The 20736-nt window shown below is 71.7% G+C and carries 21 protein-coding genes; 13 read left to right on the top strand and 8 right to left on the bottom strand.

Translation table 11 applies throughout. The features are described 5' to 3' along the window. Window positions 1-16 precede the first annotated feature (16 nt). From tal to ACFYX0_RS23295, 11 genes are all read left to right on the top strand, one after another. Window positions 17-1162 carry a transaldolase gene (gene tal / locus ACFYX0_RS23245; protein WP_388972792.1) on the top strand — a complete coding sequence of 382 codons (1146 nt, stop codon included), beginning with the start codon at window positions 17-19 and terminating at the stop codon, window positions 1160-1162. Next, window positions 1159-2796 carry a glucose-6-phosphate dehydrogenase gene (gene zwf, locus ACFYX0_RS23250; protein ID WP_388972794.1) on the top strand — a complete coding sequence of 546 codons (1638 nt, stop codon included), beginning with the start codon at window positions 1159-1161 and terminating at the stop codon, window positions 2794-2796. Before tal ends, zwf begins: the two co-directional genes overlap by 4 nt. Continuing rightward, complete coding sequence (gene opcA, locus ACFYX0_RS23255) at window positions 2793-3728, top strand: glucose-6-phosphate dehydrogenase assembly protein OpcA (RefSeq protein ID WP_355911009.1); 936 nt, start codon at window positions 2793-2795, stop codon at window positions 3726-3728. Before zwf ends, opcA begins: the two co-directional genes overlap by 4 nt. Continuing rightward, window positions 3721-5370: a glucose-6-phosphate isomerase gene (gene pgi, locus ACFYX0_RS23260; protein ID WP_388972796.1), complete on the top strand. Its 1650-nt coding sequence runs from the start codon at window positions 3721-3723 to the stop codon at window positions 5368-5370. Before opcA ends, pgi begins: the two co-directional genes overlap by 8 nt. A gap of 6 nt (window positions 5371-5376) precedes the next feature. Next, on the top strand, window positions 5377-6258 hold the full coding sequence (gene gnd / locus ACFYX0_RS23265; RefSeq protein WP_388972798.1) for a phosphogluconate dehydrogenase (NAD(+)-dependent, decarboxylating): 882 nt from the start codon (window positions 5377-5379) through the stop codon (window positions 6256-6258). 6 nt (window positions 6259-6264) lie between these two features. Further along, on the top strand, window positions 6265-6891 hold the full coding sequence (locus ACFYX0_RS23270; RefSeq protein ID WP_388972800.1) for a histidine phosphatase family protein: 627 nt from the start codon (window positions 6265-6267) through the stop codon (window positions 6889-6891). A gap of 62 nt (window positions 6892-6953) precedes the next feature. Next, entirely contained in the window at window positions 6954-7409 is a 456-nt protein-coding gene (locus ACFYX0_RS23275; protein ID WP_311694037.1) for a TerB family tellurite resistance protein, read from the top strand. Window positions 7410-8168: 759 nt separating this feature from the next. Then, entirely contained in the window at window positions 8169-9242 is a 1074-nt protein-coding gene (locus ACFYX0_RS23280; RefSeq protein ID WP_388972802.1) for a hypothetical protein, read from the top strand. Window positions 9243-9409: 167 nt separating this feature from the next. Continuing rightward, window positions 9410-9829 (top strand): hypothetical protein, encoded by a 420-nt coding sequence (locus ACFYX0_RS23285; protein WP_388972803.1) that lies wholly within the window; start codon window positions 9410-9412, stop codon window positions 9827-9829. 10 nt (window positions 9830-9839) lie between these two features. Beyond that, window positions 9840-10718: an NACHT domain-containing protein gene (locus ACFYX0_RS23290; RefSeq protein ID WP_388972805.1), complete on the top strand. Its 879-nt coding sequence runs from the start codon at window positions 9840-9842 to the stop codon at window positions 10716-10718. Window positions 10719-10772: 54 nt separating this feature from the next. Beyond that, window positions 10773-11942, top strand: a complete 1170-nt coding sequence (locus ACFYX0_RS23295; protein ID WP_388972807.1) for a hypothetical protein — start codon at window positions 10773-10775, stop codon at window positions 11940-11942. On the opposite strand, the gene ACFYX0_RS23300 is transcribed toward ACFYX0_RS23295, so the two are convergent. The 3 genes from ACFYX0_RS23300 to ACFYX0_RS23310 all read right to left on the bottom strand — a co-directional run bounded on the left by ACFYX0_RS23300 (window position 11899) and on the right by ACFYX0_RS23310 (window position 13452). Beyond that, window positions 11899-12249, bottom strand: a complete 351-nt coding sequence (locus tag ACFYX0_RS23300) for a VOC family protein (protein WP_355911034.1) — start codon at window positions 12247-12249, stop codon at window positions 11899-11901. The two genes, ACFYX0_RS23295 and ACFYX0_RS23300, sit on opposite strands and share 44 nt — an antisense overlap. 50 nt (window positions 12250-12299) lie before the next feature. Beyond that, a complete protein-coding gene (locus tag ACFYX0_RS23305) occupies window positions 12300-12710 on the bottom strand; it encodes a VOC family protein (protein ID WP_388972809.1) in 411 nt (136 codons plus the stop codon). Window positions 12711-12846: 136 nt separating this feature from the next. Next, window positions 12847-13452 (bottom strand): TetR/AcrR family transcriptional regulator, encoded by a 606-nt coding sequence (locus tag ACFYX0_RS23310; protein ID WP_388972811.1) that lies wholly within the window; start codon window positions 13450-13452, stop codon window positions 12847-12849. Window positions 13453-13566: 114 nt separating this feature from the next. Between ACFYX0_RS23310 and ACFYX0_RS23315 the strand changes: the two genes are divergently transcribed. Further along, window positions 13567-14445: an NAD(P)-dependent oxidoreductase gene (locus ACFYX0_RS23315; RefSeq protein ID WP_388972813.1), complete on the top strand. Its 879-nt coding sequence runs from the start codon at window positions 13567-13569 to the stop codon at window positions 14443-14445. Here the strand turns inward: ACFYX0_RS23315 and ACFYX0_RS23320 are convergent. After that, window positions 14442-14879, bottom strand: a complete 438-nt coding sequence (locus ACFYX0_RS23320) for a PPOX class F420-dependent oxidoreductase (RefSeq protein WP_355911043.1) — start codon at window positions 14877-14879, stop codon at window positions 14442-14444. The two genes, ACFYX0_RS23315 and ACFYX0_RS23320, sit on opposite strands and share 4 nt — an antisense overlap. A gap of 159 nt (window positions 14880-15038) precedes the next feature. On the opposite strand from ACFYX0_RS23320, the gene ACFYX0_RS23325 reads away from it, so the two are divergent. Continuing rightward, complete coding sequence (locus tag ACFYX0_RS23325; RefSeq protein ID WP_388972815.1) at window positions 15039-16265, top strand: serine hydrolase domain-containing protein; 1227 nt, start codon at window positions 15039-15041, stop codon at window positions 16263-16265. A gap of 63 nt (window positions 16266-16328) precedes the next feature. On the opposite strand, the gene ACFYX0_RS23330 is transcribed toward ACFYX0_RS23325, so the two are convergent. The 4 genes from ACFYX0_RS23330 to ACFYX0_RS23345 are packed head-to-tail and all read right to left on the bottom strand — an operon-like array spanning window position 16329 to window position 20659. Next, the gene (locus ACFYX0_RS23330; protein WP_388972817.1) at window positions 16329-17495 is read right to left on the bottom strand and encodes a saccharopine dehydrogenase family protein; all 1167 of its coding nucleotides are present in this window, start codon (window positions 17493-17495) and stop codon (window positions 16329-16331) included. Further along, entirely contained in the window at window positions 17488-18543 is a 1056-nt protein-coding gene (locus ACFYX0_RS23335) for a saccharopine dehydrogenase (protein ID WP_388972819.1), read from the bottom strand. The genes ACFYX0_RS23330 and ACFYX0_RS23335 overlap by 8 nt, the downstream gene beginning before the upstream one ends. Continuing rightward, window positions 18540-19685 (bottom strand): NAD(P)/FAD-dependent oxidoreductase, encoded by a 1146-nt coding sequence (locus ACFYX0_RS23340; RefSeq protein WP_388972821.1) that lies wholly within the window; start codon window positions 19683-19685, stop codon window positions 18540-18542. The genes ACFYX0_RS23335 and ACFYX0_RS23340 overlap by 4 nt, the downstream gene beginning before the upstream one ends. Continuing rightward, a complete protein-coding gene (locus tag ACFYX0_RS23345; protein ID WP_388972822.1) occupies window positions 19682-20659 on the bottom strand; it encodes an ornithine cyclodeaminase family protein in 978 nt (325 codons plus the stop codon). The genes ACFYX0_RS23340 and ACFYX0_RS23345 overlap by 4 nt, the downstream gene beginning before the upstream one ends. Window positions 20660-20736: the final 77 nt, after the last annotated feature.

Consider the following 20736-nt stretch of genomic DNA (forward strand, 5'->3'; position numbering starts at 1 on the left):
GATCGCACGAAGGAAGATGATCATAGTGACCGAAGCAACCGCAGCCGCGGAGCCTCTGCAGCGCCTGTCCGACGCGGGCGTGTCGATCTGGCTGGACGACCTGTCCCGCAAGCGGATCGCCTCCGGCAATCTCGCCGAACTCCTCGCCACGAAGCACGTGGTGGGCGTCACCACCAACCCCTCCATCTTCCAGGCGGCCATCGGCTCCGGGGAGGGCTACGAGGAGCAGCTCGCCGACCTGGCGGAGCGCGGCGTGACGGTCGAGGAGGCCGTGCGCATGATGACCACCGCCGACGTCCGTGCCGCCGCTGACATACTGCGGCCCGTGTACGACGCCACGGACGGCCGGGACGGCCGGGTCTCCATCGAGGTCGACCCGCGGCTCGCCCACCGCACCCGGGCGACCGTCGCGGAGGCCAGGCAGCTCGCCTGGCTCGTCGACCGCCCCAACGTGATGATCAAGATCCCGGCGACCGAGGCCGGTCTGCCCGCCATCACCGAGGTCATCGGGCAGGGCATCAGCGTCAACGTGACGCTGATCTTCTCGCTGGAGCGCTACCGCCAGGTCATGGACGCCTATCTGGCCGGCCTGGAGAAGGCCAGGGCCGCCGGGCTCGACCTGTCCGCCATCCACTCCGTGGCCTCCTTCTTCGTCTCCCGCGTCGACAGCGAGATCGACAAGCGCCTGACGAAGTTGGGCACGGACGAGGCGCTCGCGCTCAAGGGCCGGGCGGCGCTCGCCAACGCGCGGCTCGCCTACGAGGCGTACGAGGAGGTCTTCGCCGGTGAGCGCTGGCTCGCCCTCGCCGGTGCCGGCGCCGACAAGCAGCGCCCGCTGTGGGCCTCGACCGGCGTGAAGGACCCGGCGTACAAGGACACGCTGTACGTCGACGAACTGGTCGCGCCGGGCACGGTGAACACCATGCCGGAGGCGACCCTCGACGCCACCGCCGACCACGGCGACATCCTGGGCGACACGGTGACCGGCGGCTATGCGCAGGCCCGCGCGGACCTCGCGGCCGTGGAGCGGCTCGGCATCTCGTACGACGAGGTCGTCAAGCAGCTCGAGGACGAGGGCGTCGCCAAGTTCGAGGTGGCCTGGCAGGACCTGCTGGACGCCGTCACGACATCGCTGAACAGCAAGGGGGTTGACGCAGCATGAGCAAGCGTCGCGAGACGAAGGCGTCCTCGGCCGTGAAGAACGCCGAGGAGGCCGCGGCGGCCGAGAAGACCGCCGCCCCGGCCGGGAAGACCGGCGGTCCCGTACCGGTGGCCGACTGGGACAACCCCCTGCGCGACCCCCGCGACCGCAGGCTGCCCCGGGTGGCCGGTCCGTCCGGTCTGGTCATCTTCGGCGTCACCGGTGACCTGTCCCGCAAGAAGCTGATGCCGGCCGTCTACGACCTCGCCAACCGTGGTCTGCTGCCGCCGGGCTTCTCGCTGGTCGGTTTCGCCCGTCGCGACTGGGCCGACCAGGACTTCGCCCAGGTGGTGCACGACGCCGTGCGCGAGCACGCCCGTACGGAGTTCCGCGAGGAGGTGTGGCAGCAGCTCGCGGAGGGGATGCGGTTCGTCCCCGGCGACTTCGACGACGACACCGCGTTCAAGCAACTGCGGGCCGCCGTTGACGAGTTGGACGCGTCCCGGGGCACCAGCGGCAACTACGCGTTCTATCTCTCCGTACCGCCGAAGTTCTTCCCGAAGGTCGTCCAGCAGCTGAAGAAGCACGGGCTGGCGGACGCCCCGGAGGGCTCCTGGCGGCGCGCGGTCATCGAGAAGCCGTTCGGCCACGACCTGGCCAGCGCCCGCGAGCTGAACGCCATCGTGCACGACGTGTTCGAGCCGGACCAGGTGTTCCGGATCGACCACTACCTGGGCAAGGAGACCGTCCAGAACATCCTGGCGCTGCGCTTCGCCAACCAGATGTACGAGCCGATCTGGAACCGGTCGTACGTCGACCACGTCCAGATCACGATGGCGGAGGACATCGGTATCGGCGGCCGGGCCGGCTACTACGACGGCATCGGCGCCGCCCGTGACGTCATCCAGAACCACCTGCTCCAGCTGATGGCGCTGACGGCCATGGAGGAGCCCATCGCCTTCGACGCGGAGGCGCTGCTCACCGAGAAGCTGAAGGTGCTGAAGTCGGTGCGGCTGCCGGAGGAACTCGGCCGGCACACCGTGCGCGGCCAGTACGCGGGCGCCTGGCAGGGTGGCGAGAAGGTCGTCGGGTACCTCCAGGAGGAGGGCATCGATCCGCAGTCGAAGACCGACACCTACGCGGCTGTCAAGCTGGAGATCGACAACCGCCGCTGGGCGGGCGTCCCCTTCTATCTGCGGACCGGCAAGCGGCTGGGCCGCCGGGTCACCGAGATCGCGGTGGTCTTCCAGCGCGCCCCGCACTCCCCCTTCGACACCACCGCCACCGAGGAACTCGGGCAGAACGCGATCGTCATCCGCGTCCAGCCGGACGAGGGCATGACCGTGCGCTTCGGCTCCAAGGTGCCGGGTACCTCGATGGAGATCCGGGACGTGTCCATGGACTTCGCCTACGGCGAGTCGTTCACGGAGTCCAGCCCGGAGGCGTACGAACGGCTGATCCTGGACGTACTGCTGGGCGACGCCAACCTCTTCCCCCGTACCGAGGAGGTGGAGGAGTCCTGGAAGATCCTCGACCCGATCGAGGAGTACTGGGACAAGCACGGCAAACCCGCACAGTACCCCTCGGGCAGCTGGGGTCCGAAGGAAGCCGAAGAGATGCTCGCACGAGACGGACGGAGCTGGCGCAGGCCATGAAGATCGACCTGACCGACACCACGGCAAGCAAGATCAACAAGGCGCTGGTGCAGGGCCGCCGCGCGATCGGCACTCCCGCCGTGGGCATGGTGCTGACCATGGTCATCGTGACCGACGAGGAGAACGCCTACGACTCGGTCAAGGCGGCCGAGGACGCCTCGCGCGAGCACCCCTCGCGCACCCTGGTGGTCATCAAGCGGCACGCCCGCACCCCCCGGGACCGCACCGCCTCCCGGCTCGACGCCGAGATCCGGGTGGGCTCGGAGGCGGGCACCGGCGAGACGGTCGTGCTGCGCCTGTACGGCGAGGTGTCCGACCACGCCGACTCGGTGGTCCTGCCCCTGCTGCTGCCCGACGCTCCGGTCGTCGTGTGGTGGCCGGTGGACGCGCCGGACAACCCCGCGCAGGACCCGCTGGGCGCCCTCGCGCAGCGCCGGATCACCGACATGTACGCCGTGGAGCACCCGCTCGAGGCCCTGCAGGCGCGCGTCGCCTCCTACGCGCCCGGCGACACCGACCTGGCCTGGACCCGGCTCACCCTCTGGCGGTCGATGCTGGCCGCCGCCCTGGACCAGGCACGGACCAAGGTGACCTACGCGGCGATCGAGAGCGAGGCGGAGAACCCCAGCTCCGAGCTGCTGGCCCGCTGGCTGGGCAGCCGGCTGAGGGTGCCGGTGGAGCGGATCGTCACCGCCGGACCGGTCATCACGACCGTGCGGCTGGGCACCGAGAAGGGCGAGATCGTCATCGACCGCCCCGACGGCCCGCTGGCCACCCTGACCCTGCCGGGACAGCCCTCGCGCACCCTCGCGCTGAAGGTGCGCCCCACCTCCGAACTGATCGCCGAGGAGCTGCGCCGCCTCGACGCGGACGAGATGTACGCCATCGCCCTGCGCGGCGAGGGCGCCAAGGAGAACGCCAGCCATGACTGACAGCCCCAGGCTCACCCGACGCCCCGAGTGGACGGCCCTGGAGGACCATCGCGGGGGCCCGCTCCTCCACCCCGACCTGCGCGCCTTCTTCGAGCAGGACCCCGGGCGGGCCGAGCGCTACACCGTGCGCGTCGGCGATCTGCTCATCGACTACTCCAAGCACCTGATCACCGACGAGACCCTCGCCCTGCTCCAGGAACTGGCCACCGCCACCGACGTGTTCGGTCTCAGGGACGCCATGTTCCGGGGCGAGAGGATCAATGTCACCGAGCGCCGGGCCGTGCTGCACACCGCGCTGCGCGCCTCGCGGGACGCGGTGATCGAGGTCGACGGCGAGAACGTGGTGGCCGAGGTCCACGCCGTCCTCGACAAGATGGCCGCGTTCGCGGACCGGGTCCGCTCGGGTGAGTGGACGGGCCACACCGGCAAGCGCATCAGGAACGTCGTCAACATCGGCATCGGTGGCTCGGACCTGGGCCCGGCGATGGCGTACGAGGCGCTGCGCCCGTACACCGCACGTGAGTTGACGTTCCGCTTCGTCTCCAACGTCGACGGGGCCGATCTGCACGAGGCGGTCCGGGACCTGGACCCGGCGGAGACGCTGTTCATCGTCGCGTCCAAGACGTTCACCACGATCGAGACGATCACGAACGCGACCTCGGCCAGGTCCTGGTTGCTCGCTGAGTTCGCGGGCGACGAGAAGGCGGTCGCCCGGCACTTCGTGGCGCTGTCCACGAACGCCGGGAAGGTCACCGAGTTCGGCATCGACCCCGACAACATGTTCGAGTTCTGGGACTGGGTGGGCGGCCGTTACTCCTACGACTCGGCGATCGGCCTGTCCCTGATGATCGCCATCGGCCCGGACCGCTTCCGGGAGATGCTCGACGGCTTCCGACTCGTCGACGAGCACTTCAAGAACGCTCCCGCCGAGGCCAACGCGCCGCTGCTGCTCGGTCTGCTGGGTGTCTGGTACAACAACTTCTTCGACGCCCAGACCCACGCGGTGCTGCCGTACAGCCACTATCTGTCCAAGTTCACCGCCTACCTCCAGCAGTTGGACATGGAGTCCGACGGCAAGTCGGTGGACCGCGACGGGCACCCGGTGGAGTGGCAGACCGGCCCGGTGGTCTGGGGCACCCCCGGCACCAACGGCCAGCACGCCTACTACCAGCTCATCCACCAGGGCACCAAGCTCATCCCGGCGGACTTCATCGGCTTCGCCCGGCCCGTCGACGAGCTGAGCGGTGACCTCGAGGCCCAGCACGACCTGCTGATGGCGAACTTCTTCGCCCAGACGCAGGCGCTGGCCTTCGGCAAGACCCCGGACGAGGTGCGCGCCGAGGGCGTCCCGGAGGAACTGGTGCCGCACAAGACGTTCAAGGGCAATCGCCCCACCACCACGATCCTCGCCACCGAGCTGACCCCCTCGGTGCTCGGCCAGCTCATCGCCCTCTACGAGCACAAGGTGTTCGTCCAGGGCGCGATCTGGAACATCGACTCCTTCGACCAGTGGGGTGTCGAGCTGGGCAAGGTCCTCGCGAAGCGCGTCGAACCGGCCCTCACCCAGGGCGCCGAGGTGCCCGGCCTCGACCCCTCCACCACTGCTCTCGTGGCCGCTTACCGTACGCTCAGGAAGAAGTGAACTGACATGCAGATCGGACTCATCGGCCTCGGCAAGATGGGCGGCAACATGCGCGAGCGGATCCGCCGCGCGGGCCACACCGTCGTCGGCTACGACCGCAACCCGGACGTCTCCGACGTCAAGCACCTGCCCGAACTGGTGGAGAAGCTCGAAGCCCCGCGCGTGATCTGGGTGATGGTCCCGGCCGGCTCCCCCACCCAGTCCGTCATCGACGAGCTCAAGGACCTGCTGTCGCCCGGCGACATCGTGGTCGACGGCGGCAACTCCCGCTGGACCGACGACGAGAAGCACGCCACCGAGCTCGGCATCAAGGGCATCGGTTTCGTCGACGCGGGCGTCTCCGGCGGTGTCTGGGGCCTGGAGAACGGCTACGCCCTGATGGTCGGCGGCGACAAGGAGCACGTCGAGCGCCTCCAGCCCATCTTCGAGGCGCTCAAGCCCGAGGGCCCGTACGGATACGTCCACGCCGGCCGGGTCGGCGCCGGGCACTTCTCCAAGATGGTCCACAACGGCATCGAGTACGCGATGATGCAGGCCTACGCCGAGGGCTGGGAGCTGCTGGAGAAGGTCAAGTCGGTGGAGAACGTCCGCGAGGTCTTCCGCTCCTGGCAGGAGGGCACGGTCATCCGCTCCTGGCTGCTGGACCTCGCGGTCAACGCCCTCGACGACGACGAGCACCTGGACAAGCTGCGCGGCTACGCCGAGGACTCCGGCGAGGGCCGCTGGACCGTGGAGGCGGCCATCGACAACGCGGTGCCGCTGCCGGCTATCACCGCCTCGCTGTTCGCGCGCTTCAGCTCCCGTCAGGACGACTCCCCGCAGATGAAGATGATCGCGGCGCTGCGCAACCAGTTCGGCGGCCACGCGGTCGAGTCGGCGAAGGAGTAACCAGCCATGGGCGACCTCCTGTTGGTCCGCCACGGCGAAACCGAGTGGAGCAGATCGGGACAGCACACCAGCTGGACCGATCTGCCCCTCACCCAGCGGGGCGAGGAACAGGCCAAGTCCCTCGCCCCGTTGCTCGCCGGACGCACCTTCGCCCTCACCCTCGCCAGCCCGCTCGCCCGGGCGGTCCGCACGGCGGAACTGGCCGGACTGTTCGACGCCGTACCGGACCCCGATCTGCACGAGTGGGACTACGGCGGCTACGAGGGCATCACCACGGTCGAGATACACCGCACGCGGCCGCAGTGGTGTCTGTGGACCGACGGCACGCCGCCCGGCCCGGACGGACATCCCGGCGAGTCGCCCGACGAGGTGGCGGCGCGCGCCGACCGGGTGCTGGCCCGTATCGCGCCCGCACTCGCCGAGGGCGATGTGATGCTCGTGGCCCACGGTCACTTCCTGCGTGTCCTGGCCGCCCGGTATCTCGGCCTGTCGGCCGCCGAGGGGCGGCTGCTCCAGCTGGAGACGGCGACGGTCAGCCGGCTCTCCACCGAGCACGACTGGCCCGTGATCGCGGAGTGGAACGCACGCGGAACTTCTGCGGCATCCCGTCAGTTTCCTCCTACGTCGCCGTAGAAATGAGAGGTCATGGCCCGTCCACCGGGACGGGCCGGCCTCGACGACGTAGGGAGTTCTCCATGGCCCTGTGGGACCGCATCAAGGAATCCGCCTCGACGATGCAGACCCAGCTCGTGGCAAAGAAGAACGATCTGAAGAGCGGTGCGTTCCGCGACGCGAGCATGGCCATGTGCGCGCTCGTCGCCGCGGCGGACGGGACCGTGGACCCCTCCGAGCGCCAGCGCGTCGCCCAGCTCATCGCCACGAACGAGGTGTTGCAGAACTTCCCGGCCGACGACCTGCGCCGTCGCTTCGAGGACAATCTGAACAAGCTGACCACCGACTTCGACTTCGGCAAGGTCAGCGTGTTGCAGGAGATCGGCAAGGCGAAGAAGAAGCCCGCCGAGGCCCGCGCCGTGATCCAGATCGGCATCGTCATCGGGGGCGCCGACGGGAACTTCGACAAGGACGAGCAGGCGGTGGTCCGGGAGGCGTGCTTCGCGCTCGACCTGCCGCCGCACGAGTTCGACCTCTAGGTCGTACACGCGGACACCGGCAGGCACTGCCGGACCACTGGGGCCCGGGTCACACCGTAGCGCGGCGATCGCCGCGTGTGCGCACGGTGCGACCCGGGCCTCTTCGTCGAGGGGAACCAGTCCGTTCTCGGCCAACGTCGCCAGGGCCCCTTGTCGTTGCTGAGGGCCGAGGAGTGCCCGGGATGCCGCCCCGCTTCCGAACTGGATTCCGGCCACCACCGTGACGTGCTCATACACCATGGTTCGCCACATTGTTCGTAGAACCGAAGAGACGCGCACATCGGCGGGAACCACCGCTGTGGGCACCCCCTGCCGTGCCGATACCGTGCTGGCTCCCTGCGCACGCATCCGCACGAAGGAAGCGACAGATGGCCGAAAGCGGGCAGCGGTACGAGCGGTACGAAGGCGGCAGCCCCGAGGCGGAACGGCTGGTGTTCGAGCGCCTGGCCAAGGAGCTGATGGAGGTCCAGCTACGGAACGGCCGGACCGGTGGCGGGATGTCGCGCGCCTTCCACGCCAAGGCGCCGCTCGCCGTGGAGAACGCCCGGCTGCGCTTCCACGACGATCTGCCGGCCGAGCTGCGCGTGGGGTTCGCCCGGCCCGGAGCCGAGTATCCGGCGACCGTACGGCTCTCCAACGCGAGCGGCATACGGCAGGGCGACGGCGCGCCCGACCTGCGGGGAGCGGCCGTCAGGGTGCGGGTGGGCGAGCACGAGAGCCACGATCTGCTCGCGACCAGCCACCCGGTCTCGCACGCCCGTGACGCACGGGAGTTCGTGGGGTTCGCCAAGGCGATGGCGGGGGCCGGGCACCCCGCTGCGCAAGGCGTTCGGGCTGTTCGTGAAGCTGCCGCTGACGGTGGGCCTCGGCGCCGCGATCCGTATGCGCCGCACGATCCGTGCGGCGACCCGGCGCACCGTCAACTCCCTGGCGACCAAGACCTACTTCAGCCGGGGAGCAGTCCTGTGGGGCGACGCCGGGCCGGTGTACTATCTGCTGCGCCCGGCGCAGGGCACCGCGCCCGCGCTCGCGCCCGACCGCGAGGACCCCGACTTCCTGCACCGCGAGATCGCGGGCCGGCTGGCACGCACGGAGGTCGTCTTCGACCTGTGCGTCCAGCGGTTCGTGGACGAGCGGCGCACCTCGGTCGAGGACGCCTCGGTGGAGTGGAAGCCGGAGATCGCGCCCGTGGTGCCCGTGGCCCGGCTGACCGTCCCCCGCCAGGACGTGGACGAGGCGGCGGCCCGGGCCGCCGCCGAGCGCGTCGACGCGCTCGCCCCGCTCGGCGCGGCCTCCGTCATCGCCGCGCACGGCAAGGCCGCGTTCGGCTACGCCGAGGGCGCGTTCGGGGCCGGCTGTGTCCTCGGCGGGCTGGTCGCGCTGCGGATCCGCCCGTCCCGCCCGCTGTTCGGCGGCGGGCTCGCGATGTTCCTGTTCCCGCTCATGCCGCTCGCCGCGGCGCTGGTCCCCGCGCTGCCGCTGCTCATGCTGGGCTACGGGGTGAGCGGGATCGGCTGGGCCTTCTGGGGCGTCCAGTGGGCCACCGCGGTGCAGACCCAGATCCCGCAGGACCGGCTGGGCCGGGTGGCCGCCTACGAGGTCGCCGGTTCCATCCTCGCCGTCCCCCTCGGTCAGACCCTGTCCGGGCCCGCCGGCACCGCGTTCGGCGTGCGCCCTCCGTTGCTGGTCGCCGCGGTGGTCGGACTGGGCTGTGCCGCCGCGCTCATCGCCGTCGCGCCGATCCGCCGGCTGCGGCTGTCTCCCGGCGCGGGCGTCACCGGCCGGTTCCAGGGACAGCCGGAACGCCGGGGCGCGGCCGAGGAATGCTCCTGACTTCCGGCCTCCAGGACAACGCGGGGCGGGGCGGCCGGGGCACAGCGGTCTGACAGTACGGACGGTTTCGCGACGCGACCGCGCACCGGCCGCACCCGTGATCTCATAAACGGTCAGTTGCGGCCAACGCCCGGCCCCGTGTCGCCGCGTTCACCATGATGAGGGGGGTGAACGCACGACGACTTGTCCTCATCGTGAGCTGCGCGGCCGTGGCCGGGGTGGGGGTGCTGCTCGCGGTGCTGCGCTGGAGCCGGGCCGACCATGTGGCGTCGGTGGTGTCCTGTCTTGCGGCCGTCGCCGCGGTGGGCGTGGGGATCTGGGCCGCGCTCCCGGCGCGACCGGCCCGGACCCGCACGGACCCCGCGGGAGCCGCGGACCCAGCGGGAGCCCCGGACCCGGAACGGCGCCTGGAGATCCGGGTGTCCGACACGGGCAGTGCCACCGGCGGGCCGGGCGGCCGGGCCAACTCCGGCGTCGTGGCACCGAAGGGCGACGGCTCCCCGAGCGGTGAGATCACCGCGGAGCGGACCGGGGACGCGCACGCGTCGCGGGACTCGGAGGCCAACTCCGGCATCCGCTGGGACTGAGGGAGCGGACATGAACTTCCTCGGCAGATTCCTCCGGCGCCGTGCGGAGGTACGGGACAGCGGCCCGGCGATCGCCGGGGACCGCGCCTTCGCCAATTCCGGGGTCATCCTCGGCGGGGTACACCTGGATGCGGCGTCGGCGCTTTCCGGAGCCCGGCAGGAGTTGGCGGAGCTGGTGACCCGGCAGTGGCGGCAGGAGGCGGTCGACCGTCTGCAACTCGACGATCCCGACGCGATCGCCGTGCCCTGGCACACCGTGACCGACCGCACGCTGATGGACAACGCGCGGAATCTGACGCCGTCCTCGCTGAAGCTACGGTTCACCGGGCAGAACCTCGACCCGCTGGTCACCGAGTTCCTGCGCATGACGCGCCGTCGGCTGGTGATCATCGGGGACGCGGGCTCCGGCAAGACCACGCTGGCGGTGCAACTCGTACGGAAGCTGCTGGAGCGGCGTGCCGAGGACGGCACCGACGACCCCATCCCGGTCCTGCTGTCGGTGGCCGACTGGGATCCGACGGCGTTCGAGCGGCTGAACGACTGGGTCGCCCACCGACTGGCGCGCGACTACCCGACGCTGGCGCCGAAGGCCCAACGGTCGGCGATCTGCCGGAATCTCGTGGACCAGGGGCATGTCCTGCCCGTCCTGGACGGTCTCGACGAACTCCCGAAGTCCGCCCGCACCGCCGCGGTGAAGGCGCTCAACAGGTCCTGCGCCGAGGACGTCCGTCTGATCCTCACCTGTCGTACGGCCGAGTACAGGCAGGCCGTACGGAAGCCGGGGAAGCCCTTCACCTCGGCACTGGTCGTCGAGCCCGACCGCCTCTCCCCCGAAGCCGCGGCGGACTATCTGGACCGCTGTCTGCGCGTCGACCGGGAACCCTCCTAGGAGCGGGTCCTCGACGCCCTGCGCACCACCGGCCCGCTCGACGGACCGGCCGCGGTGCTCGCGGAGGTCGCCGCGTCACCGCTCGGCCTCTGGCTCCTGCGTACCGCCTACGAGGACGCCGACCCGGCCGTACTCCTCGCACCGGACGGCTTCCGGGACGCGGACGAACTGCGCGGCCATCTCTTCGACGCCCTGATCCCTGCCGTCGTCGAGCGTCGCGGCCCTCGTGCCGAACCCTTCGACCGCACGGCGCCACGCCGCCGACACGCCCCCGGGGACATCGCCCGTTGGCTGGGCTACCTGGCGTCCCTCACCCCGGACAGGCCCGATCTCCCCTGGTGGGGGCTGGCCCGGGCCACGGGCGCTCTCAGCCCGGGCGCCTGCGCAGCCTTCGGCGTCGTCGTGGCCGTGCTCTCGGGCCTGGCACTCGCGACAGCCTCCTGGCTCTTCTTCCCCTCCGGGAACTACCTGGGCAGCGTGGTGTTCGGGACCTCCTGCGGCGGGGCGGCCTGGTCGGGGGCACGCCACTGGCCGGACAGCGTTCCGGGCTACGCCCGACGGCGGGTGCGCGGACGCTTCGGGAAACTGGTCCGCGCCCTGCTGGACCACGCCGCCTTCGCTCTCGCGGTCGGCTTCCCGCTCGGGTTCCTCCTGTACCTGGTGGGTGTGCGACCCGCCGACCGGCTCGCCGCTGTGGTGGTAGCGGCCGCCCTGGCCCACGCTTTCACCACCGGCTTCATGGACTGGATCGAGAGCCCCTCGGCCGATGACGGCCCGCTGACTCCGCTCGACCATCTCGCCGCCGACCGCCGCCTGGAGGTGCTGCGGGCGTGCGTGTTCGGCCTCACCTACGGCCTCACGGTCGTGGTGGGGGTGGGACTGTTCCGCGGCATAGGGGTCGGGCTCCTGTCGGGCACCATCGGCGGGCTCGGTATCGCCGCCACCACCGGGTTGCTCGCGGGCCGCCACCACGCCTGGCTGGCGTTCTCGGCCGCCACGCACCGACTGTCCCGGCAAGGCCGACTGCCGTATCCGCTCATGCCGTTCCTCGACGACGCGCACCGCCTGGGTCTGCTGCGGGCGGTGGGTCCCGTCTACCAGTTCCGGCACCAGGCACTGCGCCACCACCTCAGCACGGCGTGCGGGGGCGGCCCGACCCCGGTCCCGGAGGAACCTGTGGTCAGCGGCCGTGCGCCAGCGGATGGAGCGGCTGGTAGAGGCTGATGTCTCCGCCGCCGGGCAGCCGGAAGGCGGTGACCCTGCCCCAGCGCGCCTCGGTGACGGGCTGGGTGAACCGGACTCCCTTCTCGGTGAGTTCGGCCATCGTGGCATCGAGGTCGTCGCACATCAGCATCAGCTCGTGCGAGGGCCCGCCCTCGGACGGATGGAAGGCCAGTTCGGCGGGCGGTGCCTCGAAGAGGAGCCAGCCGTGGCCCGCGTCGACGTGCGGCCAGCCGAGGACGTCCCGGAAGAAGGCGCGGTCCGCCTCGGCGTCGCGGGAGTACAGCACGATGTGCGCCCCATTGATCACGGCCGGAGGATAACGGCAGAGCGGGGTCCGCCCGGCGCGGCGCGCCGTACCTATGCGTTGGACCAGCTGCGTCGGCAGAGCACCAGCCGGTAGCCGTCGGGGTCCTCGATCGTGACGCCCCACTCGTTCCAGTAGGAGTTGGGCGAGAGCACCCGCCTGCCGCCGTGCTCCTCCAGGCGGGCGACGAGTTCGTCGGGGACCGGCTCCTCGAGGTAGAGGACGAGGAGGTCCTCCTCGGTGGGACGGGGTTCGACCGGCCGACCGGCCTCGTGGACGAGTTCCAGGTGCCAGCCGGCCTCGGGCAGCCCGAGCATGAGCAGGTCGTGCTCACCCCGCTCCGGGCCCGCCTCGGCCCGGTACACCACCGACAGCCCGAGCCCCTCGGCCCAGAACCGCTCGGCCGCGGCCAGGTCCCGGGAGGGACGGGCGATCCTGAGGTGACTGCGGGCGTCGAAGGGCATGACGGTTCTCCTCACGGGGATGCGAACGGCGGGTCGCGGGGGTGCGTACCGCGAGCGGGCCCCTTCGGCAGCCTAGGAGCGCGGTGATCACCGGGCCATCGGCCATGCCTCCTGCGTCGCAGGGCGTAGGACCGCGTCAGCCGCCCGGTGCCGCCGGTACGACGCTCGCGTCGAGCAGGGGCCCCAGTTCCCGTACGACGGTCGTCAGGGCGCGTACGTCCCGTTCGGTCCGGGCGATCAGGAGGGCCCCCTCCAGCGCGCTGATCATGAGCGTGGCGAGCGACTCGGTCCGGTCCGCCGGGACGCCCATGTCCGTGAGGGCGTCGGCCACCGGGCGGATCCAGCGGGCGAACGCCGCCGCGGCCGCCGTCCGGGTGGAGTCGGTGCTCTGGGCGCAGTCCACGGTCGCCGCGGCGACCGGGCAGCCCCCGGCGAACCCCGACGACTCGTACTCGTCCGTCCACTGCCGCACCATCGCGGCGAACAGGCCGCTCGGCGTCGGCTCGGGCAGCTGGGCGAGGAAGCGCCCGACACGCCGGGCCGCGTACGTGCCGGCCCAGTCCACGGCCTCGTTGACGAGTTGCTCCTTGCCGCCGGGGAAGTAGTGCTGGAGCGAGCCGCGCGGAGCCCCCGCGTGGACGGCGACATCGCGCATACCGGTCGCCGTGACGCCGTCGCGCCGGATCAGCTGGGCCGCGCTGAAGACCATCCGCTCCCGCGGCCCGCGCTTGGACGCGGCCATCGTCGACCTCCCGGGCTGGACACCTTGTTCCCCCCACTCTATGACCGGCGTCATAAACCTCGCTACTATGACCGCTGTGATAGGCCGGGGGTCCGGAGCGAAAGGCAGTCCACCGTGTACATCGGCTTCATCGGTCTCGGGGTCATGGGGCAGCCCATGGCACTGCGCCTGGCCCGGTCCGGCACTCCCCTGGTGGTGTGGAACCGCACTCCCGCGCGCACCGAACCGCTGCGCGCGGCCGGCGCCGAGGTGGCGGCGGACCCCGCCGAGGTGTTCGCGCGGGCGGAGATCGTGATCCTCATGCTCGCCGACGACCTCGCGATCGACGCCACCCTGGGCCGCGGCACCCCGGACTTCGCCGCGCGCGTCGCCGGACGGGTCGTCGTGCACATGGGTACGACCTCGCCCGGATACTCCCGGGACCTGGAGGCCGAGGTACGGGCCGCGGGCGGGCGCTATGTGGAGGCGCCCGTCTCGGGATCACGGGTCCCGGCGGAGAACGGTCAGCTGGTGGGGATGCTGGCCGGGGAGGCGGCGGCGGTGGATGTCGTACGGCCGCTGCTCGCACCCTTGTGCCGCGAGACGTTCGTCTGCGGTGCGGCCCCGAACGCCCTGGTGATGAAGCTGTCGGTCAACCTGTTCCTGATCACCCTGGTGACCGGGCTGTCGGAGGCCTACCACTTCGCCGACCGGCACGGTCTGGACCGCAAACTCTTCCTGGACGTCCTGGACGCGGGTCCCATGGCCAGCGGGGTCTCCCGGATGAAGGCACCCAAGCTGCTGGCCCGCGACTTCGCCGTGCAGGCGGCGGCCCATGACGTCCTGAAGAACAACCGGCTGGTCGCCGAGGCCGCCCGTGCGGCGGGACTCGCCTCACCGCTCCTCGACGTCTGCCACACCCTCTTCGACGAGACCGTGACACTGGGGCACGGGTCCGAGGACATGGTGGCCGTCCTACGGGCGATCGAGGCCCGCACCGAGAACGCGCCCTAGTTGCGGGGGATGCCGTAGGCCCGGTCGACGCGCAGGCGCAGGACCAGGCGGCGGTCTCGGACCATGGTGGCGCGGTAGTCCTCCCAGTCGGGATGCTCGCCGGCGATGTCGCGGTAGAGCCGCACCAGCTCCTCCACCGTGGGGTCGTACGGGTCCTGCGCGACCGGCGACAGCTCGGCGGTGCCCTCGGCGACCGTGTACGCCCAACGGTCGGGGCTGGTCACGTGGTACGAGGCCCGGGGGTCCCGGCGCAGATTGCGGGTCTTTGCGCGGTCGTCCGTGAGCGAGACCCGGATGATGTGTTCCTCGGGATCGTAGGCGTGGCTGACGTTCGACAGCTGGGGCCGGCCGTCGCGCTTGAGGGTGACCAGCACCCCGCCGTGCCCCTCGGAGAGCAGTGCGAGCAGCGCGTTCTGCGTGGCGTCCTGAGTCATACCCGGGTCAACTTCCCCGACCGTCCCGCGCATTCCCCGGTGCGCCCTCCGTCGTGATCCGGATCGCAGCGGCCCGGGGATCGGCCCGGATCCGTGTGGGGCCGTGACATGTTGGAGCCGGAAACCCGGGACGACACCGGGACAGACCGGAGGAGAACGATGGGACAGCTGCGTCAAGAGGTGGAGCCGGGAGAGGTCGGTCTCGACCCGCAGGCGCTGGCCCGCCTCGACCAGCACTTCGCGCACCGGGTCGACGCCGGGAGGCTGCCCGGCTTCCTGGTGGCCGTCTCACGGCACGGCCGCACCGCGCACCTCACCCTGTACGGGCACCGCGATGTGCGGAAGGGGCTCCCGGTCGAGACCGACACGCTGTGGCGGATGTACTCGATGACCAAGCCGGTCACCTCGGTCGCCGCGCTGATCCTCATGGAGGAGGGCCGCTTCGGGCTCGACACGCCCGTCGCGGACTTCCTGCCGGCCTTTGCCGAGCCGCGCGTCCACGTCGACGGCTCCGGCCCGGATCTGCGGACCCGCCCCGCCGAGGGGCCCATCCTGGTCCGTCATCTGCTCACCCATACGGCGGGGCTGACGTTCGGCTTCTACCACGCGCATCCCGTGGACGCCCTGTACCGGGAGGCGGGCATCGAGTCGTCCGTGGTGCCCGGGACGGATCTCGCCGGGACATGTGAGGCATACGCCCGGCTGCCGCTGCAGTTCGAGCCGGGCGCCCAGTGGAACTACTCGGTGGCGACCAACGTGCTCGGCCGGCTGGTGGAGGTGGCCTCGGGCCAGGACCTGGCCGCCTTCCTCGCCGAACGGATCTTCGCCCCGCTGGGCATGGCGGACGCGGGCCTGTGGGTCACCGAGGAGCAGGCGCCACGGCTCGCGGAGCTGTACGGCGAGACGCAGGAGGGCGGGATCACCCCGGTGCCGGGACTGCCCGTGCACGGCCGGCCGCAGCTGCTCTCCGGCAGCGGTGGCATGGTCGCCTCGGCACACGACTACCACCGCTTCATGGAGTTCCTCCGCCGCGGCGGTGAACTGGACGGCACCCGGCTGCTGAGCGCCGACACGGTCGCCGCCATGACCTCCAACCATCTTCCCGACGGCGCCGACCTGTACTCCTACGGCAGCCCGGTGCATCGCGAACCCGGCAAGGCGGGCCTCGGGTTCGGGCTCGGCGTCTCCGTCGTCACGGATGCCGCGGTGACCCGGTCGCCCACGGTCCGGGGCTCGTTCGGCTGGAGCGGAGTGGCCACCACCACCTTCTGGGTCGACCCGGAGCACGACCTGACCGTCCAGTTCCTGACCCAGCTGCGCCCGACGGGCTCGCACACGGTCTACCCGGAGCTGAAGCGGCTGGTGCACGAGGCGTTGAAGGGCTGACCGCGCGGGCGCCCGACCGGCCGGGGCGAGGGGCGGCGATCCGGCCGCCCCTCCCCCGGGTGCTCAGGCGCTGGTCGTCAAGCTGAACTCCAGCCCCTCCCTGGCCAGTTCCGTGAGCCACTCCTCGGACCGCGGGGCCGTCTCCGCCGCCCGGTTGAGCCCCGCGGGCAGGGCGTCGGCGAGGATCCGGCGCACGCCCAGGGCCAGCGGGCGGGAGACACAGCGGGCCATCGCGCTCTCCTCCTTCGTCCCCTCCAGGTCCAGGAGGTAGCGGCCGGACCAGGTCTCACCCGAGCCGGCCCGTACCTCCAGGGACACGGCGAGGACCACCCGGTCACGGTCCTCGTCCGTCGTGGGGTACGCGGCCGCGAGTTCCCCCGCCAGGGCCGCGATCGTCGCGTCGTCGCCCACCTTCAGCTCCTCGAACACCCGGTCCCAGGCGCGCAGCCAGCCGTCCAGGCGCAGGGTGCCGCGGACGAAGGTCATCGGCTTCCAGGCGGCCGGCAGGCCGTACTGGGCGACGAAGGGAACGCTGTCGCGGTTCGGGTAGACCTCGAAGGCCTCGCCGTCGATGACATGGGGGCGGGTCGCCTCCCAGGGCCGGGCCGCGGTGGTCTCGGCGCCGTCCTCGACGTAACGCGCCGGTGAGCGCAGCGCGTTGAGGACGCCGAGGGGTGCCCAGCTGAACCGGTACCGGAAGTCGTTCGGGGCCGCCGGAATGCCGCCGCAGTACGAGGTGAGGCGCACCTCCGCGGGGGTGCCGGCACCGATCTCCTTCTCGGCACGGGCGATCAGGCTGTGCGCGAAGAGGTGGTCGATGCCGGGGTCCAGGCCCGCCTCGGTCAGCACCACGAGCCCGGCCGCGGCGGCCTCGGGCACCAGGTCGAGGACCGCGTCGGAGACATAGCTGGAGCAGGCGAAGTGGGCCCGCCGCTCGACGCAGACGCGCAGCAGGGCCGCGTGTTCGGGGGCCGGGAGCATGGAGACGACCACATCGCCCGGCGCCACCTCCGCCGCCAGCGCGGGCAGCGCGAGCGCACGCGGTTCGGCACGTCCCGCGAGGCCCAGCCCGGCCAGGGCCTCCGCGGCGCGCTCCTCGGTCCGGTGCCACAGCCGGACCCGTGCGGCGGTGTCGCAGACCGCCGCGAGCCCGCTGCCCGTGGACAGCCCCGCGCCGATCCAGTGCACCGTGCCGCTCGCCGGGACCGGCGCCTTCGTGGGCTCAGACATCGCTCGACTCCCCTTCCGCGGACCGGAGTTCCCGGACCGCCGTGTCGAATCGTTCCCGGCAGCGCCCCCAGGCACCGCCCACCTCGAAGTCCGCCAGCAGCGGGGTCAGCCCCGCGGAGAAGTCCGTGCTCGCCTCCAGCGGCAGCAGGGACGGCAGATTGTCGATCGCGATGAGGTCGAGGGCGGGCTCCTCGCGCAGCCTGCGGACCGGGTGTTCCCAGTCGGTCGGGGTGTCGTAGACGGGCAGGAGGTTCAGCGGCGACCCCACGTCTGCCGTCACGTCGCACACGGTGCGCAGCCGCCGGCCGGGGTCGTCGAGATCCTTGTCCGTCAGGAACGGCGGCACCGGGCTGGTGGTGAGCACGGTGTTGACCAACAGCTCGTGGTCCAGCAGGGCCGGGCGGTCCAGATCGCGGGTCTCGGCCAGGTCCCAGCAGGTGGGGTCGACCCCGGCCATCATGAGCGCGGTCCGCGCACCGCGCCCGCTGCGCCCCAGCGCGCCGATCACCAGGGCCCGCGCCTCGCCCGCGGCCGCGCGCAGCCGCTCGTCCAGTTCCTCCTTCGCGGTGGGCCGCAGCGGGGCGGTCAGCCGGTCACGGTGGTGCAGCAGGGCGAGGGCGGCGCCCACGTACCCGGCCCAGAACCCGAACGCGACGAGCCGGCGACCGGTGTCGTCGACCAGGTACTCCAGGTCGAGCAGTGTTCCGCCGCCCGCGCGGAATCGGCGCAGCAGGTCGGCGGCGCCGGGCTGGCCCTTGTAGGCGTGCCCGAAGAAGACATGCCGATGGATCAGTTGCGGCGGCAGGTCCGGAAGTTCCTTGAGGCCGAGGATCACCGCGTCCCGCGGGGCCGCCACCCAGGACCCGGGCTCGGCCAGACGGCAGCCCACCGCCTCGTACTCCTTGGCCGGGAAGACCCGCTGCGGTGAGTCCTCGACTGTGACGGTCACTCCCGCGTCGACGAGCCGTCGGGCGTCGGACGGCACGAGGGGGGTGCGTCGCTCGGTGGTACGGGTCTCGTGGCGGAGCCACAGATGGAGTGCGGTCATACGAGGTTGACCTCCGGGCGCGGAGCGTCGGCGGCGAACCGTTCGACGCTCAGGGGGCTGATGTCGACGAAGGGTACGCGGCCGAGGTAGAGGTCCCTTAGGACCTCGCCGACCGCGGGCCCTTGGAGGAAGCCATGGCCGGAGAACCCGGTGGCGTACAGAAAGCGGGAGGGTGAACTCGCCTCGCCGATCAGCGCGTTGTGGTCGGGGGTGATCTCGTACAGGCCCGCCCAGCCGCCGGTGCGGCGCAGGTCGAGCAGTGCGGGCGCGCGCTGCTCCATCGCCGCGTACAGCCGTGGGATCCAGCGGTCGTGGGTCCCGGTGGCGAAGCCGGGCCGCTCGTCGGGGTCGGACATGCCGACGAGGAGCCCCGGGCCCTCGGTGTGGAAGTAGAAGCTGGTGGTGAAGTCGATGGTCATGGGCAGTCCGGGCGGCAGGTCCGGGACGGCCTCGGTGACGGCGATCTGGCGGCGCAGCGGCTCCACCGGCAGGTCGACCCCCACCATGGCGGCGACGGCCCGTGACCAGGCGCCCGCGGCGCAGATCACGGTGTCGGTCTCGATCCGGCCCTGCTCGGTGACGACGGCGGTGATGGTGTCGCCGCGCAGTTCGATGTCGGTGGCCGCGCAGTGCCGCAGGATCCGCGCGCCGTGCCGGCGGGCCCCCGCCGCGTAGCCGTGCACCACCGACTCGGGGGTGCAGTGCCCGTCGTCGGGAGAGTACGCGGCGGCCAGCAGCCCGTCCGTGGTGATGAGCGGTGACAGCCGCCGCGCCTCGGCCGGATCGATCATGCGGCTCGGCACACCGAGGGAGTTCTGCAGCCGCACCCCGGCCTCGAAGGAGGCGACCTCCTCGGGAGTGGAGAGCAGGAACAGATAGCCGACCCGGTGCAGCCCGATGTCCTGCCCCGGCTCCTCGGCGAACCGGGCGAACGCCTCCAGACTGCGCGCCCCGAGCCGGACGTTGAGTTCGTCGGAGAACTGCGCCCGTACCCCGCCGGCGGCCCGTGAGGTGGAGCCGGCGGCGAGTTCGTCACGCTCGACGAGGACGACGTCGGGGACTCCCGCGCGGGCCAGATGGTAGGCGGCGCTGGTGCCCATCACCCCGCCGCCGATGACGACGACACTCGCACGCAGGGTCATCGGCGGGACTCCTTTCCACGGGCGGCGTCGATCACGGCCCAGGCCGCCGCCGCGTCCTGGACCCCGACCCCGACGCTGAGGTGGAGCACGATGTCGTCGGCGCTTCTGCGCGCCTCCCGCCGGCCGGTGACCACACCGCCCAGCGGGATCAGGTCCTCCGGGGAGAGCAGCCGGTCGCGCAGCGCGGACACGACCGGGCCCGCGTGGTCCCGGGCCGTGTCCGGGTCGTCCACGACGACGGCCGCGGCCCGGCGCACCGTCTCGGGGTCGACCTCGCTGCGGGTGGGCTCGAAGGACCCGACGCTGACGACCGTGCATCCGGGGGTGAGCCAGGCGCCGCGCAGGACGGGAGTGCGGCTGAGGGTGCAGACGGCGACCATCGGCAGTCCGGTCACGGCCTCGCGCGCCGTGTCGACCGCCTTGACGGGGATGCCGAGTTCGGCGGCGAGGGCCCGGGCAGCCTGCGCACGCCGGTCGGGCGTGGGGCTCCAGATGCGCACGGAGCGCAGGGGGCGTACCCGGGCGACGGCCCGTGCGTGGGCGAGCGCCTGGGTGCCGGCGCCGACCAGGCCGAGTTCCGTGCTGTCGGCGGTGGCGAGGACATCGAAGGCCACGGCGCCCGCGGCGGCGGTGCGCAGGGTGGTCACCGCGGTGCCGTCCAGGACGGCGACCAGTTGTCCCGTCACCGGGTCGAGGGCGTTGATCACCGCGTGGACCGTCGGCAGCCCGGCGGCCGAGTTGCGCGGGTTCACGCTGCCGAACTTGGCGACGGGCCCGGTGTCCGCGGAGAGGCGGGCGACATAGGAGAAGACGACGCTGTCGTCGTGGCGGCTGGGGTGCATGATCTTGCAGGGGAGTTCTGCGGTGCCGTCCCCGAGGGCGGTGAAGGCCGCGTGCTGGGAGCGGATCGCGCGGTCGGTGTCCAGCAGGTGATGGATCCGCTCGCCGCTCAGGCGTAAGACGTCGTCGGTCATTCCTTGATTGTTTCCGGGATCCGCGCTCGCGTCACCAAGGCGTCAAGGGCGGTGGCCCACCGGGGTGCGGAATGCCG

The sequence above is a fragment of the Streptomyces sp. NPDC002573 genome, assembly GCF_042889625.1.
Classification (GTDB): domain Bacteria; phylum Actinomycetota; class Actinomycetes; order Streptomycetales; family Streptomycetaceae; genus Streptomyces; species Streptomyces gibsoniae.